We start from the raw sequence: 16,869 nt of genomic DNA on the forward strand, positions 1-16,869 counted from the left end.
GGTGTAAAATTCGCCAGCTAATAAGGAATTCATGCATATGTAGTAGCATAGAAGGAGTGAAGAATGTACCCTCCCAGGTCACAGAGAAATGAAGGTCGAAAGAGAGCAAAAAAACCAAAAATAGGCAAGGCTTGGATCATTACGAATCTGGTCTTGCTGCTAATGATCGTAGGTCTTTTCGGTTATTATTACATATTTGAACGCGATAGTAGTGATTCTCTTGCGGAAAACGCCCAGTATTCGCAAACTGAAAAGAACATCCAAACGGGGTCTGCTAATGATGATGAGTACCCTACTCCCTCAGGAAGTGAAGAAGTTAATGAAACGAAGGAATCTACCGTTCCAGGCACAAGCAGTTCTCCCGTGACAACGCCCGACACCAATGCCTCCGAAGGCAGCTCTTCAGGAGCAAAATCATCTTCGGAGAAAGACAGGCAAGCACAGGAGGATTCGCCAAAAAAGGATGCAAACAACGATGATGGCAATTCTCCAGCAGTTACACTTCACTTCATAGGGGATGTGCAGTTCTCTGGTAAAGTTGAGCAGAGGTTGGAGCAGAATGGGTTTGATTTTCCATACCAATATCTCGGAAGCTTGTTCCATAAAGACGATCTAACGATTGCCAATCTGGAAACACCGGTGACCCCTAATGGCATTGGTGCGTTAAATAAAACGTATGTGTATAAATCTTCGCCCAAGGCGCTAACTGCAATGGCAGCGGCAGGGATCGATGCTGTAAATTTGGCCAACAATCATATTTTGGATCAGGGGACAAGCGGATTACTGGATACACTGAACTATTTGGATGAAAAGGGTATAGCCCATGCTGGAGCTGGACGCAATGCCAAAGAAGCGTATGCGCCGCATTATTTTGAACGTAACGGGATTAAAATTGCGTTGTTGGGGGCTACACGTGTCATGCCTGAAGCCAACTGGAATGCAGGTGCCCAGCAGCCCGGTGTAGCGGGGGCTTATGATTCGACCGCGATCGTAAAGTCCATTCGTGAGGCACGAAATCAGGCTGATTTGGTGATTGTGGTTGCCCATTGGGGCAAGGAGCGAGCCACTGCACTTGAGCCCCATCAAACTGAGTTATCTCACGCTTTTATTGACGCTGGGGCTGATCTTGTCGTTGGCGGTCATCCTCATGTGCTACAAGGGATGGAGCAATATAAAGGCAAATGGATTGCATACAGCACAGGCAATTTTATTTTTTCTAAATCAACGGTGCCAGCCACCTGGGATACAGCGATATTTCAGGCCACCTGTACCCGGAACGGGGACTGTAAGATGAAGCTGACCCCTTACCGAGCGGACCTGGGTCAACCGATTCCATTGAAGGATGCGGAGGCCAGCAAAATTTTGCAGAAAGTAGCGGCACTGTCACCAAGCAATGTCTCGATAGGTGTGGATGGTACGGTAAGCGTTCAGTAGCAGTAAGAAAGAAATTGTTAATATGGACATGGACGGAACGATCGTATGAGCGACTCCTTTGTGAATGGAGGTCATAACGGGATGAATCATATGTGCGTGGCTCACCGCGGTTTCTCGGGGATTGCTCCCGAGAACACGATGGCAGCCTTTAAGCTTGCGCTGGAACAGCCTTTTGTGCACTGGATTGAACTGGATGTACAGCTGTCAAAGGACGGTGTTCCGGTGGTCTTTCATGATTTTACGCTGGAGCGAACGACGAACGGTACGGGACGAGTAAAGGATGCAGACTGGAAAGACTTACAACGACTCGATGCAGGTAGCTGGAAAAATGCACAATATCACAGGGAACCTATTCCGTCCCTCGCCCAAGTGCTTGATTTGTGCCAGGGACGTGTATCGCTCAATATTGAGCTCAAAACTGCTGGTGATATGTATCCGGGACTAGAGAAAGCCGTCCTTCGTGAAATTATAATTAGGGGGATGGAGGGTGAGGTGGTTTTAACCTCTTTTGAGCGTGCGGCCTTGCGCCGAGCAAAAGAACTGGCACCCGAAATCCGTACCGGGCTAATTATTGATGCACGTCCAGACGATTTGGCAAAGCAATTAGAAAATTTACAATGTACATTTTTATCTATGGGTTATCCACGGTTGGACCGAAAGCTCTTGAAAGATTTGATCGGGCGGGGGATTACGGTCATGGCGTGGACGGTGGATGACCGGCGTATCATGCGGAGATTGTCCTCATTGCATCCTGAATTGATGATCTGTACCAACTGGCCGGATCGCTGGGAGCAGGTTTTTTTGCTTTCCAAGTCCCGGTTGTGGCACTATATACGTAAACTTATTCGTTAATCAATTGGACTACATACGCAGAAAGGGTGACGGATCGTAATGAATGTGGAAATTCGTAATGTTTATTGTGTCGGACGCAATTATAAGTTGCATGCGGAGGAACTGGGGAATGATGTTCCCTCAGAACCGATGATTTTCTTGAAACCATCTCATGCGGTTGTGCCATTGGATGGTGCTAAGCTGGAGCTTCCTCAGGGTAAGGGAGATATTCATTTTGAGACTGAACTGGTGGTGGCTGTAGGACGTAACTACGAACCAGGCATGACCGCAGATGCGTGTCTGAACGCTTTTGCGTTTGGCATTGATTTTACCCTGCGTGATGTACAAAGTACGCTCAAGAAAAAAGGTCATCCATGGACTGCTGCCAAAGGCTTTAAATCGTCTGCACCTGTGACACCGTTCTTGCCTTTAGAGAGCTTGGACATGCTGGAGCAGCAGGATTTTTCCTTGCTCAAAAATGGACAAGAGGTGCAGCGTGGGCATGTCAAGGACATGATCTTTTCCATCCAGCACATCGTTGAATATATAGCGACTCAATATGGACTGGGTGAGGGTGACATTATTTTTACAGGCACTCCGGCGGGTGTAGGGCCTACAGCGAGCGGGGACCACTTTGAGCTTTATTGGGGGAGTGACCGTCAGGGAAGCTTCATCATCGGTTAAATCTACAGAAGGCATTAATGAATATGATTTACAAAGCCTTGTGAAGGCCGTGTCCTGTGCGAAAGCATGGGGCACGGCTTTTATATAAGCGTATAGCATTGTACAATGATGTACAGAACCTACAGAACTAAAAGCGAAAAACAGAGATTCATCTCAAATGCGGGGGTATATCATGGACTGGATCATTGGGTTGCTTTCCGCTGCTGTAGTGGCGGGGGCTGCATTTTATAAAAAATCCTTAACCTTATCCGGCTTTGCTGCGGCTGTACTGATGGGAACTGTGTATTATGGGGCAGGCAACCTGTTTTGGTTCGGCACATTGCTCTTATTCTTTATCACGTCCACTCTATTGTCGAAGTTCAAAAAGGAGCGCAAGGCTGAGCTCGAAAAGTCATATGCCAAAACCGGTAACCGGGATGCAGGACAAGTGTGGGCCAATGGGGGCTTAGGCATGCTGCTATGCCTAGGTTATGCGATATGGCCTCATGTTGCCTGGCAACTAGCATTTGTCGGTGTTATGGCTACGGTCACAGCTGATACGTGGGCAACGGAATTTGGAAGCCTGAGTCGTAAGCCGCCTCGTTCGGTGCTTACCGGGAAGGTGCTGGCACCCGGAACCTCGGGAGGAGTATCTGTATTGGGAACGGCTGCGGCCTTGGCCGGTGGCATACTGATCGGTATAGGCGCATGGGGCTTTGGATACGCCGTAGGTATGCCGGAATTGCCAATATGGCTGTGGGCACTGATCGGAGGGTTATCTGGCAGTGCTGGAGCCTTCGCTGATTCCTATCTTGGTGCTACAGTGCAGTTGATGCGTTTCTGCCCAGTTTGCAAACGGGAAGTAGAGGTAGACTCGCATTGTGGGCAAACGACAGTCTATCTACGAGGCTGGCATTGGATGAGCAATGATCGGGTGAATAGCATCAGCTCTATTTTCGGAGGATTGGTCGCTCTTGCAGGTATCTTCTTTATGCTATGAGCCAGGCTGGAGATCGTTCTAGAGAATAACTGCGTGCTTCAATCATTGTTTCAGGAGGTGCAAAGATGGGGGATATGCACGGAGATAAATATGAAGCTATTTTGGACGCCGCTTACACTGTCTTCGGCACCAAAGGCTTTTATGAAAGCAAAATTTCCGAAATTGCAGAACAAGCGGGTGTTGCTAAAGGCACGGTATACTTGTACTTTAAAAGTAAAGAGCAGTTATTTACAGCAGTCACACGTAGAGATTGCGAACAATATCTATCCGAAATGCAAGGTGCATTGGTCAATCGTACTTTGGGAGAGGGACTGCTGCGGATGGCGAATTTGCATCTCCACTATTATTACAAACGCAAGCAGCATACTAAATTATTTTTTATGACTCCGAATAGTGACCCTGATCTTATGGAGTTTATGCGGGGATTTATTCAGGACTATACCGATCTGGTCAAAAATAAACTGGCGTCAGAGGGTGTGCCGCAGCCCGAATTTCATGCCAAGGCATTCATTGGTATGATGGAACGCCTAAAAATGGATATTTTGTTGAACCAAAATTTCCGTGCATGTGACGTGGATCAGACGGCTGCATTGGCAGCTAATTTATTTATGCATGGCTGTGAGGCCGGAGTACAAAAATTCTGACATGTGGTCTTTTAAAACCGTACTGGCTTTGTTCAGCTAACGGTTTTTTTAATCATTGGCTGTGTCTGTGTTAAAATAAACAAGATGCATCACAAAATTGGGGAAGAGTAGGGAATCTGTAATGAATATTATGACCGTTGAACATATAACCAAAAGCTACGGCGAGAAAATGTTGTTCGAGGATGTTTCCTTTGGTATGGATGAGCGCGACAAAATAGGGGTTGTTGGTGTAAATGGTACTGGCAAATCAACGTTTTTACGTGTAATTTCCGGCCTAGAGCCGCCAGATGACGGTAATATTGCAGTGAACAACGATGTGCGAATTCAGTATCTGGCACAAAATCCGGAGTTTGATCCTGAAATGAAGGTACTCCAGCATATTTTTCATGGCAACCAGCCTGAAATGAAAGCAGTGCGTGAATATACAGAAACGATGGAATTACTGGAATTGAATCCGGGTAGCGAGGAGCTCCAAAACCGCCTGCTGCGAGCAAGTCAGCAAATGGATACGTTCCAAGCATGGCAGCTGGAGAGCGAGGCCAAAAATATACTTACCCGACTGGGAATCACTCAGTTTGAGTCTCGTATGGGCGTTCTCTCTGGTGGTCAGCGTAAACGGGTTGCTTTGGCTGCGGCTTTGATCCAACCTTGTGAGCTGCTCATTTTGGACGAGCCTACCAACCATATTGATAATGATTCCGTTGCGTGGTTGGAGCAATATTTGCAAAAGAGACGTGGTGCGTTGTTAATGATCACGCATGATCGCTATTTTCTGGATAGAGTTGCTAATGTCATGTTAGAGCTGGATCATGGTCGCCTTTTCCGTTATGAGGCTAACTATACCCGTTTTCTGGAGCTGAAGGCAGAACGCGAGGAGCGGGAAGCATCTTCGGAACAAAAAAGGAAGAACCTGCTGCGTAATGAGCTGGCCTGGATTCGTCGAGGAGCAAAGGCACGTTCGACCAAGCAGAAAGCGCGTATTGACCGATATGAGCAGCTTAGGGATCAGCAACCGGAAGCTCGTTCTGGATCTGTAGATATGTCCGTGGCCTCCACACGTCTGGGTAAAAAGATATTGGAGATCGAGCATTTGTCCAAATCGGTAGATTCCCGTAAGCTGATTCAGGATTTGAGTTACATTGCGGTTCCTGGTGATCGTGTGGGCATCCTGGGACCTAACGGTAGTGGAAAATCCACTCTGCTCCAAATGATTGCCCAGCGTGTAGAACCAGATTCCGGCAGTGTTGTATTGGGACCAACTGTGAAGCTCGGTTATTTTACTCAAGAACATCAGGAAATGGACGAATCCTTGCGTGTCATTGAATATATTAAGGAAGAAGCGGAAGTGATTCGTACGGCAGATGGTTCGACGATTACAGCTGCGCAGATGCTGGAGCGTTTTCTGTTTGCACCAAGTGCGCAATGGACGGTTATTTCTCGTTTGTCCGGGGGCGAAAAACGTCGCTTGTATCTGCTGCGTGTCCTTATGTCCGCACCAAATGTACTATTGCTGGATGAACCGACAAATGATCTCGATATTCAGACTCTTTCCGTTTTGGAAGACTATCTGGATGAATTCCCAGGCGTAGTTTTTATCGTTTCCCATGATCGTTATTTCCTGGATCGGACCGTGGACAAAATACTGGCATTCGAAGGGAATGGACAGGTACGTGTACATGTAGGCGACTATAGCGAGTATGCAGAATGGATCAGTAAAAATGCACAGCTTTCTGCGAATACGTCTGTCTCGCCGGGCACAGCTTCCTCGAATCGGTCTTCTGCACCTAAGTCTGCGGGTCCTTCCGAATCAGTCAATGGGGCAAATAAACCCAAGCTTAAATTTACCTTTAAGGAACAGCGGGAATATGAGCAGATTGATGAGCTGATTGAACAAGCCGAACAGAAATTGGTCGACATTCAGCGACAGATGGAGGAATCTTTCAGCGATTCGGCACGGTTGCAGGAGCTGATGGCTGAGCAAGCGAAGGCTGAACAGCATCTAGAGTACCAAATGGAACGTTGGACCTATTTGAATGAGCTAGCCGAGCAAATTGAACAAAGTAAATCTTAAAAATAAAAGCAAGTCTCCATTTAGATGGAGGCTTGCTTTTTTGTAGAAGTAGAAGTATGTGCACCTGTTTTCCATGCAGCATAAAATGGTTAGGCTGTTACATAAGCCACGAGCAGACGGGCAGTGTTTAATACGGCCTGCTTATGCGTGCGCTCCATTGCGTGAGAGGCGTGTACGCCAGGTCCGATCAGTGCGGCACGAATGTTATTGCCTGCTTTAAGCGCAGCCGAAGCGTCTGAACCATAGTGCGGATAAATATCTACCGCATACGGAATATTCAGCTCCTTGGCCAGCTCAATCAGACGGGTCGTCATGTTATAGTCGTAAGGGCCTGAGGAGTCTTTGGCACAGATGGAAACGTCCGTTTCCTTGCAGCTCAGATCTTCACCTATGCAGCCCATGTCGACAGCAATCATCTCACTGATTCCTTCAGGTATGTAGGCCGCTCCGTGCCCCACTTCCTCATAGTTGGAAATGAGCAATTTAACAGTATGTCGAGGCTTCCAGCCTCCATGTACAGATGATTCTAATAAACCAAACAGTGCCGCTACGCTGGCTTTATCATCCAAGTGCCGCGACTTGATAAAGCCACTGGGCGTTACGACTGGGCGCGCTTCGAACGAAATAAAATCGCCCACCGAAATACCGAGCTGAAGCACGTCTTCTTTCGACTCGACAAGCTCGTCAATCCGTACCTCCATATGGCTCTCCTTGCGCTCAAAGCTTCGTGCATCATCATAGACGTGCACGGATGGGTGGCTGGATAGAATAGTGCCCGTATACGTTTGTCCGCTTCTGGTATGAATAAGGCAGTATTCGTTCTCAATGCTGTTCATCATGAAGCCACCCACAGATGTCAGGCGTAGGGTACCTTGCGCTGTAATCGAACGAACCATCGCCCCCAATGTATCCACATGCGCGCTAAGCGCCACTGTATGGTCCGTTTCTTCACCTTCCAGAGTCAGGATAGCACCACCTTTTGCATTCCATTCGATGGGTACCCCTAGCTTTTCGGCTTCCTTACGAATCAGCTCCATCACATGATGTGTATATCCGCTAGGACTGGGCGTGTTCAAAAGCTGATTTAAAAAGCTCATGATATAGTTTTCATTGAATTGAATTGTCATTTGTTGCTCCTCCTCATTTGGACAACCGATCAGGGTTAGAGGACGGTTGCTCTATACCTGGGTCGGATGTAGACACCGTGCTGGAAGAACCAGTCGTGTCATTGGACACATTCGCGTATGCTTCCACTGCCGATGTGTGCTCTTCTTGTAGTGTATGAAGCTGATTAGTCAGACGCTTGATCTCTCTCTGAAGCCTATATTGACGGAAGATTCCGAAAGAACCGACAATAAGTCCACCTAAAAGAGTGCAACCGAGAATAAGCAGAATCAAAGGAATGCTGACCCTGCTAAACAGAAGGTTCACTTGAACCGAATTGACATTAATAACAGCAAAAACAGCTGTTAACAAAGCTATAACAAGTGCTGCAATCAAAGACCATTGTGTTTTCAAAATGCCACCTCCTCCCGTTACATTATAAAATCCCTTGTCCTCCATGGACAAGGGATTTATCCGTGCATCTTTTTAATGCGGGATTCGAAGTGTGCACGGTTTTACTTTCCTTCAGTTAGCTTTTCCATTTCCGTAATGACTTCTTCAAATACGCTCATGGCTTCGCGAATCGGCTGCGGAGAGGACATGTCAACGCCAGCTTTCTTCAAAATATTGATTGAATAATCACTGCCACCGCTCTTCAGGAAGCCTAAGTAACGGTCAACGGCTGGCTGGCCTTCTTCCAGAATCTGTTTCGAAAAACTGGTTGCTGCCGAGAAGCCAGTAGCATATTTGTAGACATAGAAGCTGTTATAGAAATGAGGGATTCGTGCCCATTCCATTTCTATGTCTTTGTCTACCTTCATGCCAGGTCCGTGATATTTCACATTCAAATCATAGTAAATCTCCGACAAAAGCTGCGGTGTAAGGGATTCTCCCTGTTCAGCACGCTCATGTACAATCTTCTCAAATTCCGCAAACATCGTTTGACGGAATACTGTTGTACGGAATTGGTCCGCATAGTAGGTGAGAAGGTACATTTTCTCTTTTGGATCGGTAGACTTGTTCAGCAAATAATCCATCAGCAAGGCTTCATTAGTAGTGGAAGCCACTTCAGCCAGGAAAATGGTATACTGTGCATCTCGGTACTTCAATGCGTTGTCTGAATAGTACGAATGCAACGCATGCCCCATTTCATGCGCAAGCGTGAACATGCTGTTCAGGTTATCTTTATGGTTCAGGAGCACATAAGGGTGGGTGCCATAAGCTCCCCAGCTATAGGCGCCTGTACGCTTATTTTCATTTTCGTATACGTCAATCCAGCGCTCATCGTAGCCTTTTTGCAATGAAGCCAGATAGTCCTCGCCCAGAGGCTTAAGGCCTTCTTTGGTTTGCTTTTTGGCGTCTTCATACGTAATGTCCATCTTGTATTCGTCCACAAGCGGAGCGAATAAATCATACATATGAAGCTCATCCACGCCTAACAGCTTCTTACGCAGCTTGATATAACGGTGAAGCAGGGGCAAGCTTTCATGAATCGTATCAATAAGATTCGTATACACTTCTTTCGGAATATTATCACCGTATAGTGACATTTCCAGTACGGAAGGGTATTTGCGAACACGAGAATAAAAAATATTTTTGTTCACATTAGCACTCAATGTAGAGGCAATCGTATTTTTATTTTTGGCATATGTGTCATAAACCGCTTTAAAAGCACGTTCACGTACTTCGCGGTGTGGACTTTCGAGAAATTGGATGTAGCTACCATGAGTCAGCTCGACCTCTTTGCCATGCTCATCCTTGATTTTCGGAAACTTCAGATCCGCGTTGTTAAGCATCCCGAAAATTGTTTGCGGGGCTTGAGCCAGATTGCCAACCTGAGCGAGCAGTGCTTCTTCTGTTTTGCCCAAAATATGAGCTTTTTCCCGCTTCATTTCTTGAAGTGTAAACTTATAATCCGAAAGCTTCGGATCTTCAATGAAGGCATCAAGCTGATGATCGGGCAGCGCCAAAATTTCAGGTGTCACGAATGAAAGAGACTCGCTGACTTCCACGCCTAGTTTTTTAGCTTTTTGCGAAAGACCCTGATATGTAGGTTCAGCCGTATCTTCATCATGGTGAAGATGGGCATACACATATACACGCTCGGTTTTAAGTGACAGCTCATCTTCGAGTTTGAAGCAGTTGCCAATCGCTTCGGCTGAATTGAGCTTGCCTTGGAATTGAGCAGCCTTTTTGGCCAATTGTTTGACTTCTTCGTATTCTTGATCCCATGCCTTGCGGTTGGGGAACAGGTCTTCCAGTTTCCATGTATTTTCCACTGGCGCATCAGCGCGTTTTACAATTTCACTCATGGAGAGCCTCCTCTGATCGAACGTAATGTGGGATAGGGCTGCGGCGGTAAGGGACGGATGCCAAAACGAAGAAACCGCCACGCTTACCGTAAGCAGCAGGGCAAGAGGTTTTACAGGATGCATGTAACGGCATATCCTCCTTATACCATGGCTTGTTATGCCATAGTATGACCTTTTGCCCCTGAAAGTATAATTTTCCTTACTGTGGGTTGGAACCTATATTTAATAAGCTGTATACAATAAGATAAAAGGCAAGGCAAATCATGATTACGGCAGTGAGGGCCATCCACTTTTTGAGAGGAGTCGGTATCGTTTCACGCTTCATGATCAGCACTCCGCCCAGCGTGAAGGCCAGAATAATGAAGATGAGATAGCTGTTGGACACCATGAATAGGCTACACCTGTTTGAAAGCGTTCATGATCCGCTGCCACTCTTCCTCATTATCTTGAAAGGACTGCTTGGGGAAACGATTTTCAGCCCAATGCATCAGCGCCGGACGGCTCAAAAACGTGTGAGCTTCCTCGCCCCAATCATCAGATATTTCCCGCAGAACGATGTAACGGCCCTGCACCTCGACAGTCATCATATTCCACTTGTCTTTTTTGTATATTTCGTGTTTTTTCATCATATGCATGTCTCCGATTTTATAGATGTTTTGGTTCATGATACCGCAGTTTCTGCCGCAAAAGCAAATCATTCCAGACCGTAAAACCCGGAAAAACACCAATTGCAATGTGAAAAAGCATGAAGTATAATATGGATATTCGCCATAGATGGCGGTATTTTTAGGAGGTTGTTCACTTGAAAGGTACAGTTAAATGGTTTAACGCAGAAAAAGGTTATGGCTTCATCCAAGTGGATGGTGGCGAGGATGTATTTGTACATTTCTCCGCAATCCAAGGCGACGGTTTTAAAACTTTGGAAGAAGGTCAAGATGTTGAATTCGAAATTACTGAAGGCAACCGTGGACCACAAGCAGCTAACGTAATCAAACTGTAAGTGTAACTGAATTGTAAGAAATGTTCCGTTTTTACGGATGTCTTATATATTACGGTTAAACGATGAATTGAGAGCGCAGTTCCTTACATTTAAGGAACTGCGCTTTTTTGCGTAAAACGTTTATGATATGAGAAGGTTGGGCTGGAATAGGGTATTATACGTAATAAAACTAAGCGTGAGTTATCTTAAGTTGAGGGAGCTGAGAAAATGAGTGCAGCAGAGGCTAATCGTAATCCTTCCCTGATTGAAGGCCCTATTGCCAAAACACTGTTTATGTTCTCTTTGCCGATGCTGTTCGGAAACATTTTGCAATCCTTGAATGGAACGATTAATTCAATCTGGGTTGGGAAGTTTCTGGGAGAAGCCGCATTGACTGCCGCTTCGAATGGAAATATTATAATGTTCTTTCTGATCAGCTCGATTTTTGGAGTCACCATGGCGGCCACTATTCTGATTGGACAACATATCGGAGCGGGTGACATAGCAGAAACGAAGCGTGTAGTAGGTACAAGCGCTGTCTTTTTCCTGGTGCTTGCTTTTGCTATAGGTATTATTGGGTTTTTGGGCTCACCTTGGATTCTTCATGTGCTCAATACGCCTGCCGAATCAGTCGATATGGCGATCACCTATACGCGCATTATTTTCGCGGGTATGCCCTTTTTGTACGGATATAACTACATCATGACCGTAATGAGAGGGGCTGGAGATTCCAAAACACCATTTTATTTTCTGCTCGTTTCCGTCGTACTGGATGTTTTACTCAACCCACTACTCATATTCGGATGGGGGCCGATCCCTGCTATGGGCATCGGAGGCTCCGCCACAGCTACCCTGATTGCTCAAGGGATCAGCTTTGTTTTGATTCTCATTTACCTATATCGTGTAAAATACTTTCTGCGCATTACATCTTCAGAGCTTCACTTACTTCAATTTGATTGGAAGATTATTTGGACCCTTATTCGTAAAGGAGTCCCGATGGGACTGCAGATGATTGCTGTCTCCACCAGTGCGATTGCTTTAATGAACCTGATCAACGGCTACGGGACAGTCGCAGCGGCAGCCTATACAGCAGCTAACAATTTGTCCAGCTATGTGCAGATGCCGGCCATGGCATTAGGTGCAGCCGTATCTTCCTTCGCCGCTCAAAATATCGGAGCCGGACGCTGGGATCGAGTGCGCAGGACAACCTGGATTGGGATTGTGTATAATTTTGTATTGACTGGTGGGGCTGTAATATTCATTTACGTATTTAACCGTCAAGCCTTACTGATGTTTCTTCCTTCTACGGGAGGGGCATTGGAACTGGGGATGCAGATTAATCTGATCACCTTGTGGTCTTTTGTTATATTCGGTATTACCAATGTCATTACAGGGGTTGTTCGATCTACGGGCTCTGTAATGGTGCCGCTGTTCATTACCATTATTTCATTATGGGGCATTCGTATACCTTTGGCCTATGCATTTGTCGATGAGTATGGGCTGGATGCTGTATGGTGGAGCTTTCCTATTGGTTTTACGATCTCCGCCGTAGCAGTTATTTTCTATTACGTTTTCGGAAAATGGAAGCAGGCTAGCATGGGAGAGGGAAACCAAGGCATGAAGCTGGCCGAGGACAAGGGATAGATAGGACAATTCTACTATTTGCGATTAAAGTTTTATAAGGGTGGATCTAGTTTGACTGTTATTTTTGGCTAATTCAGTGGCACGGCTACAAAGCGTTTTTGTGAGAAGAGCTCATTTTTCTTGAATAGTAAAGAAAAAAGTGAGGTTGTTCATTTGTGCTAAAAGGTCGATCATATTATAATGAATATGGTTTGGATAGGTATAATTACGTAGACAACAATGTGGAGGCACCGTCATTTGAGTTATGTTGAGCAAGGACGTTATCAAGTACCGAGAGGCCCCATAGGTCTAATGAGCCGAATGTACAAGCACATTCTCCCTGAAACGAAACAAGAATTGAGTAACTGGAAGAGCAAGGCCGAACAAATTCCGGACCCTGAGCTGAGAAGTCAGGCGCTTGCGAGCATAGCAGAGAAGACGTTTCACTGCGTGGGGGGAGCGGTTTATGCTGCAGCCAATATGTCTGACCGTCAGACGCTAATTCCACTGATTGTGGCGTACCAGACGATTAGCGATTATCTGGACAACCTGTGTGATCGCAGTACGTCGATGGACCCGGATGATTTCAGGTTGCTGCATCAGTCGATGCTGGATGCGGTTAATCCGACGGCTAGGCCAGTGAATTATTATGAGTTGCGTCGTGAGCAGGAGGATGGCGGTTATTTGACCGGGCTGGTGACAACCTGTCAGTCTTGTGTAAGCAGGCTTCCGGGCTATGAGGCGGCAATGCCTTACGTTCAGGATTTGGCGCGATTATACACGGATTTGCAAGTATACAAGCATATTAAACCCGAGCTGCGGGAACAAGCGCTTTTGGACTGGTGGTCGATTCATAAAGACCGTACACCCGAGCTGCGCTGGAACGAGTTTGCTGCGGCTACTGGCTCAACCCTGGGGGTCTTTATGCTGTTTCTTGCTGCCAGCGACCGGCATCTCACAGATGCGGGGGCTGCCTCAATACATGCATCGTATTTTCCACATGTGTGCAGTCTTCATATTTTGCTGGATTATCTAATCGATCAAGACGAAGACCGGAAGGGCGGAGATCTTAACTTTTGCAATTATTATGAAGATACCGACATGATGCTGGACCGGATCGCCTACGTTGTGAATCGGGCGCGGGCTGATATTGCAGATGTCCCTGCCAGCTCCTTTCACCGGATGATTATCGAGGGATTGCTGGCTTTATATTTATCCGACCCTAAAGTTAGTGAGCAGCAGGATGTTCGCGCTGTTTCGAGACGTTTAATGAAAAATAGTCCGCTCATGCGTTTGTTTTTCTTATTAAACAGTCGATGGATAAGAAGGCTTATATGATTATTTTGAGGAGGTCATAAATCATGACAGCAGTTAAGAAAATTGCAGTATTAACAAGTGGTGGAGATTCACAAGGGATGAACGCGGCAGTTCGCGCCGTCGTGCGTAGCGGATTGTATTTTGGACTGGAAGTATTCGGGATTCAACGTGGATATCAAGGCCTTTTGAACGATGATATTTTTCCAATGGACCTGAGAAGCGTCGGAGATATTATCCAACGTGGGGGTACTGTACTTCAATCTGCAAGATGTCTGGAATTTACGACTGAAGAAGGTCAGAAGCGTGGCGCTGAAATTTTGCGTAATCGTGGAATTGACGGCGTAGTCGTCATCGGTGGCGACGGTTCTTATCAAGGGGCTAACAAGCTGACCAAGCAAGGCATTAAAACCATGTGTCTTCCAGGAACAATTGACAATGATATTTCCTTCACAGACTACACCATTGGTTTTGATACGGCGGTAAGTATTGTAGTGGACGCAATCAACAAGCTGCGTGATACGATGTCTTCCCATGAACGTTCTTCCATCGTGGAAGTTATGGGACGCCATTGTGGCGATATTGCTCTCCATGCGGGTCTGGCTTCCGGTGCAGAAACGATCTTGGTACCTGAGGTAGAATTTGACCTGAATGAAGTATCCGATCGGATGAAACAAAACTTCAAACATGGCAAACGCCACAGTATCATTATCGTTGCTGAGGGTGTAGGCAAAGGCGAAACAGTAGCCAAAGTAATCCAAGAAAACTGTCCGGATTATGAGCCTCGTGTTACAGTGCTTGGACACATTCAACGTGGAGGTACACCAACCGCGTTTGACCGCAACCTGGCAAGCCGTTTGGGTGACTTTGCTGTTCGTCAATTGATTGAGGGTGTATCTGACAAAGCTTGCGGAACGATCGACGGTAAGCTGGTAGCTACAGATATTGGCAAGGTTGTAAGCACCAAAAAAGATTTCAACATGGAGCTTTATGAGTTGGCTCTGCGTTTGTCCCAATAATAAGAACCTTTACGTTTAGTAGATGGGCTCTGATATGGGGAAAATTAAAATTATGCGGATGACCTGAGTCATCCGCTATTTTTTTAGCTTTGAATAGGGGTCAGGAGGTAATCATGCATGTATTTATTCAAAATGGAAGTGGACAGCTCGGAAGGAGCACTGACCGTTATTCTTGCTGCTGAGAATGAGGAACAGGCTTTTGAGGAAATGGACCAACATGTGGAGAGACACTTTTTATATCCCCCCGAGCTAAAGGAAGTGGCTATCGTAGAGAAGAAACGAATTACTGCTGGTGCAGCATATGTAATCGAAACACGCAAAGACTAAGTAGCCTTTGCGTGTTGTTTTTGTTCGGCAAAACGATGTTGCACTCTTACCAAACGCCAGAGAAGTAAAATGGCGCCTACGGCCAGACCTGTAATCAAGCCAATCCAGTAGCCGTAAGGTCCCCACGTGGTCCAGCGTGCGAGTATATACCCTACAGGAAGCCCAATCACCCAATAGGACAGGAATGTGAGTAAAAAGGCCGGATTGACATCTTTATACCCGCGTAGCGCCCCTTGTGTTGGTGTAGCGACAGCATCAGAGATCTGAAAGAAAATCGCATAGATTAAAAAGTGCTGGGCCAATTGAATGACCTGCAGGTCGGTAGAGTAAAGTCGAGCGACCTGTTCACCCCAGATAAGCAGTATAATAGCTGTAATCAATGATAGGCCTACTGCGCTGCTAATGCCCATTACGCTATACGTTTTGGCATCTCGTGAACGGGAAGCTCCTGTTTCAAAGCCGACCAAAATCGTAAGTGCCATGCAAATACTGAGTGGAATCATATACAGCGTAGATGCAAAGTTCATGGCTGCCTGATGAGCGGCTATGGTAGCTGTGTTATAGCTGCTCATGAAGAGCGTGACAGCTGAAAAGACGGCAGTCTCAAAAAATATAGCAAATCCAATAGGTACCCCGATTTTGATAAGCTCTTTTAAAGCACTGGCCGCAATCCCGTATATTTTGCTAAAGATTCGGTATTCGGCAAATATTTTTCCTCGGTGCGCAGTAATACCAGCGACCAGCATAATAATCCAGTAGGTGGTAGCCGTTGCTACCCCGGAGCCTACACCCCCCAAACGGGGAAAACCCCAGTTACCATAAATAAGTAGATAGTTCAATAAAACATTGATGGGCAATGACATGAGCGTGATTAACATCGTAAAACGGGTTTGTCCTAATGCATCCATAAAGCTTCGGAGCACAGTGTAGGCAAATAGAGGGACAACACCAAAGGCCATCGCACAAAGATAGTACAGAGCCACATTATGAACTCTCAATTCCAGATTCATACCGTTTAATATAGGCTTTACCAAAATGATGCCAGCAATTAAAACGACGATGGATAGGACGAGAGACAGCCAAAGAGCCTGAATGACATAGTAGGAGACTTTATCTTTGCGTTGTGCACCCACCAATTGGGATACAATGGGGGTAATAGCCATAAGTATGCCATTAAGGCCTGTTTGTACAGGGACCCATAGGCTTACTCCGATAGCTACTCCAGCTAGATCGGCAGGGGAAAAGTGTCCCGACATATTAGTGTCGAAAAAAGTCATGGCAGATAGTGCAAGCTGGGTAATCAGAATAGGGAGCAAAATGTAAAAAAGCTGCTTCCATTTCTGTCCCATGGTTAGAGTCAATTGCATTTTTGTTATCCTCATTTACTAGGGTTTGATTATTTGTACATATCATAACATGTAAATTTTATTGTAAGGGATACTGCAACAATTGAACAGCCATAAAAAAGACTGCATCCGTTCGTCAAACAACGGGGCAGTCTTCGATAATAAAGATATAAGTTCTAAAATTCGTATAAAAAAGAGGAGT

The 16,869-nt window shown here is 46.0% G+C and carries 17 protein-coding genes; 11 read left to right on the forward strand and 6 right to left on the reverse strand.

Going from position 1 to position 16,869, the window contains the following annotated elements:
* The first annotated feature begins 63 nt into the window (after nt 1-63).
* From ACUC6J_RS08640 to ACUC6J_RS08665, 6 genes are all read left to right on the forward strand, one after another.
* Nucleotides 64-1,434, forward strand: a complete 1,371-nt coding sequence (locus ACUC6J_RS08640; RefSeq protein ID WP_447250072.1) for a CapA family protein — start codon at nt 64-66, stop codon at nt 1,432-1,434.
* Between the two features lie 81 nt (nt 1,435-1,515).
* On the forward strand, nt 1,516-2,286 hold the full coding sequence (locus ACUC6J_RS08645) for a glycerophosphodiester phosphodiesterase (protein ID WP_447250073.1): 771 nt from the start codon (nt 1,516-1,518) through the stop codon (nt 2,284-2,286).
* 39 nt (nt 2,287-2,325) lie between these two features.
* Nucleotides 2,326-2,949, forward strand: a complete 624-nt coding sequence (locus tag ACUC6J_RS08650; RefSeq protein ID WP_447250074.1) for a fumarylacetoacetate hydrolase family protein — start codon at nt 2,326-2,328, stop codon at nt 2,947-2,949.
* 172 nt (nt 2,950-3,121) lie between these two features.
* Nucleotides 3,122-3,928: a DUF92 domain-containing protein gene (locus ACUC6J_RS08655; protein ID WP_107734324.1), complete on the forward strand. Its 807-nt coding sequence runs from the start codon at nt 3,122-3,124 to the stop codon at nt 3,926-3,928.
* A 65-nt stretch (nt 3,929-3,993) separates the two neighbouring features.
* Nucleotides 3,994-4,572 (forward strand): TetR/AcrR family transcriptional regulator, encoded by a 579-nt coding sequence (locus tag ACUC6J_RS08660; protein WP_016819715.1) that lies wholly within the window; start codon nt 3,994-3,996, stop codon nt 4,570-4,572.
* 121 nt (nt 4,573-4,693) lie between these two features.
* On the forward strand, nt 4,694-6,643 hold the full coding sequence (locus ACUC6J_RS08665; RefSeq protein WP_016819716.1) for an ABC-F family ATP-binding cassette domain-containing protein: 1,950 nt from the start codon (nt 4,694-4,696) through the stop codon (nt 6,641-6,643).
* An 89-nt stretch (nt 6,644-6,732) separates the two neighbouring features.
* On the opposite strand, the gene ACUC6J_RS08670 is transcribed toward ACUC6J_RS08665, so the two are convergent.
* The 5 genes from ACUC6J_RS08670 to ACUC6J_RS08690 form a co-directional block, all read right to left on the reverse strand.
* The gene (locus tag ACUC6J_RS08670; protein WP_016819717.1) at nt 6,733-7,770 is read right to left on the reverse strand and encodes a M42 family metallopeptidase; all 1,038 of its coding nucleotides are present in this window, start codon (nt 7,768-7,770) and stop codon (nt 6,733-6,735) included.
* Between the two features lie 13 nt (nt 7,771-7,783).
* Complete coding sequence (locus ACUC6J_RS08675) at nt 7,784-8,206, reverse strand: LapA family protein (protein ID WP_016819718.1); 423 nt, start codon at nt 8,204-8,206, stop codon at nt 7,784-7,786.
* Between the two features lie 56 nt (nt 8,207-8,262).
* Entirely contained in the window at nt 8,263-10,059 is a 1,797-nt protein-coding gene (pepF, locus tag ACUC6J_RS08680; RefSeq protein WP_017425846.1) for an oligoendopeptidase F, read from the reverse strand.
* Nucleotides 10,060-10,258: 199 nt separating this feature from the next.
* Nucleotides 10,259-10,447 carry a hypothetical protein gene (locus ACUC6J_RS08685; RefSeq protein ID WP_016819720.1) on the reverse strand — a complete coding sequence of 63 codons (189 nt, stop codon included), beginning with the start codon at nt 10,445-10,447 and terminating at the stop codon, nt 10,259-10,261.
* Nucleotides 10,448-10,454: 7 nt separating this feature from the next.
* On the reverse strand, nt 10,455-10,688 hold the full coding sequence (locus tag ACUC6J_RS08690) for a hypothetical protein (protein WP_014599632.1): 234 nt from the start codon (nt 10,686-10,688) through the stop codon (nt 10,455-10,457).
* Between the two features lie 173 nt (nt 10,689-10,861).
* Here ACUC6J_RS08690 and ACUC6J_RS08695 point away from each other — a divergent pair, with 173 nt between their 5' ends.
* The 5 genes from ACUC6J_RS08695 to ACUC6J_RS08715 all read left to right on the forward strand — a co-directional run bounded on the left by ACUC6J_RS08695 (nt 10,862) and on the right by ACUC6J_RS08715 (nt 15,321).
* A complete protein-coding gene (locus ACUC6J_RS08695) occupies nt 10,862-11,059 on the forward strand; it encodes a cold shock domain-containing protein (RefSeq protein WP_016819721.1) in 198 nt (65 codons plus the stop codon).
* Nucleotides 11,060-11,266: 207 nt separating this feature from the next.
* Nucleotides 11,267-12,682 (forward strand): MATE family efflux transporter, encoded by a 1,416-nt coding sequence (locus ACUC6J_RS08700; RefSeq protein WP_019686905.1) that lies wholly within the window; start codon nt 11,267-11,269, stop codon nt 12,680-12,682.
* 237 nt (nt 12,683-12,919) lie between these two features.
* Nucleotides 12,920-13,999, forward strand: coding sequence for a tetraprenyl-beta-curcumene synthase family protein (locus ACUC6J_RS08705; protein WP_016819723.1), 1,080 nt, complete (start codon nt 12,920-12,922; stop codon nt 13,997-13,999).
* Nucleotides 14,000-14,022: 23 nt separating this feature from the next.
* Nucleotides 14,023-14,994 carry a 6-phosphofructokinase gene (gene pfkA, locus ACUC6J_RS08710; RefSeq protein WP_016819724.1) on the forward strand — a complete coding sequence of 324 codons (972 nt, stop codon included), beginning with the start codon at nt 14,023-14,025 and terminating at the stop codon, nt 14,992-14,994.
* A gap of 117 nt (nt 14,995-15,111) precedes the next feature.
* Nucleotides 15,112-15,321, forward strand: a complete 210-nt coding sequence (locus ACUC6J_RS08715) for a DUF3906 family protein (RefSeq protein ID WP_290409107.1) — start codon at nt 15,112-15,114, stop codon at nt 15,319-15,321.
* On the opposite strand, the gene ACUC6J_RS08720 is transcribed toward ACUC6J_RS08715, so the two are convergent.
* A complete protein-coding gene (locus ACUC6J_RS08720; protein WP_447250075.1) occupies nt 15,318-16,688 on the reverse strand; it encodes an MATE family efflux transporter in 1,371 nt (456 codons plus the stop codon). The two genes, ACUC6J_RS08715 and ACUC6J_RS08720, sit on opposite strands and share 4 nt — an antisense overlap.
* Nucleotides 16,689-16,869 lie beyond the last annotated feature (181 nt).

The sequence above is a fragment of the Paenibacillus sp. JJ1683 genome (genome assembly GCF_053006485.1).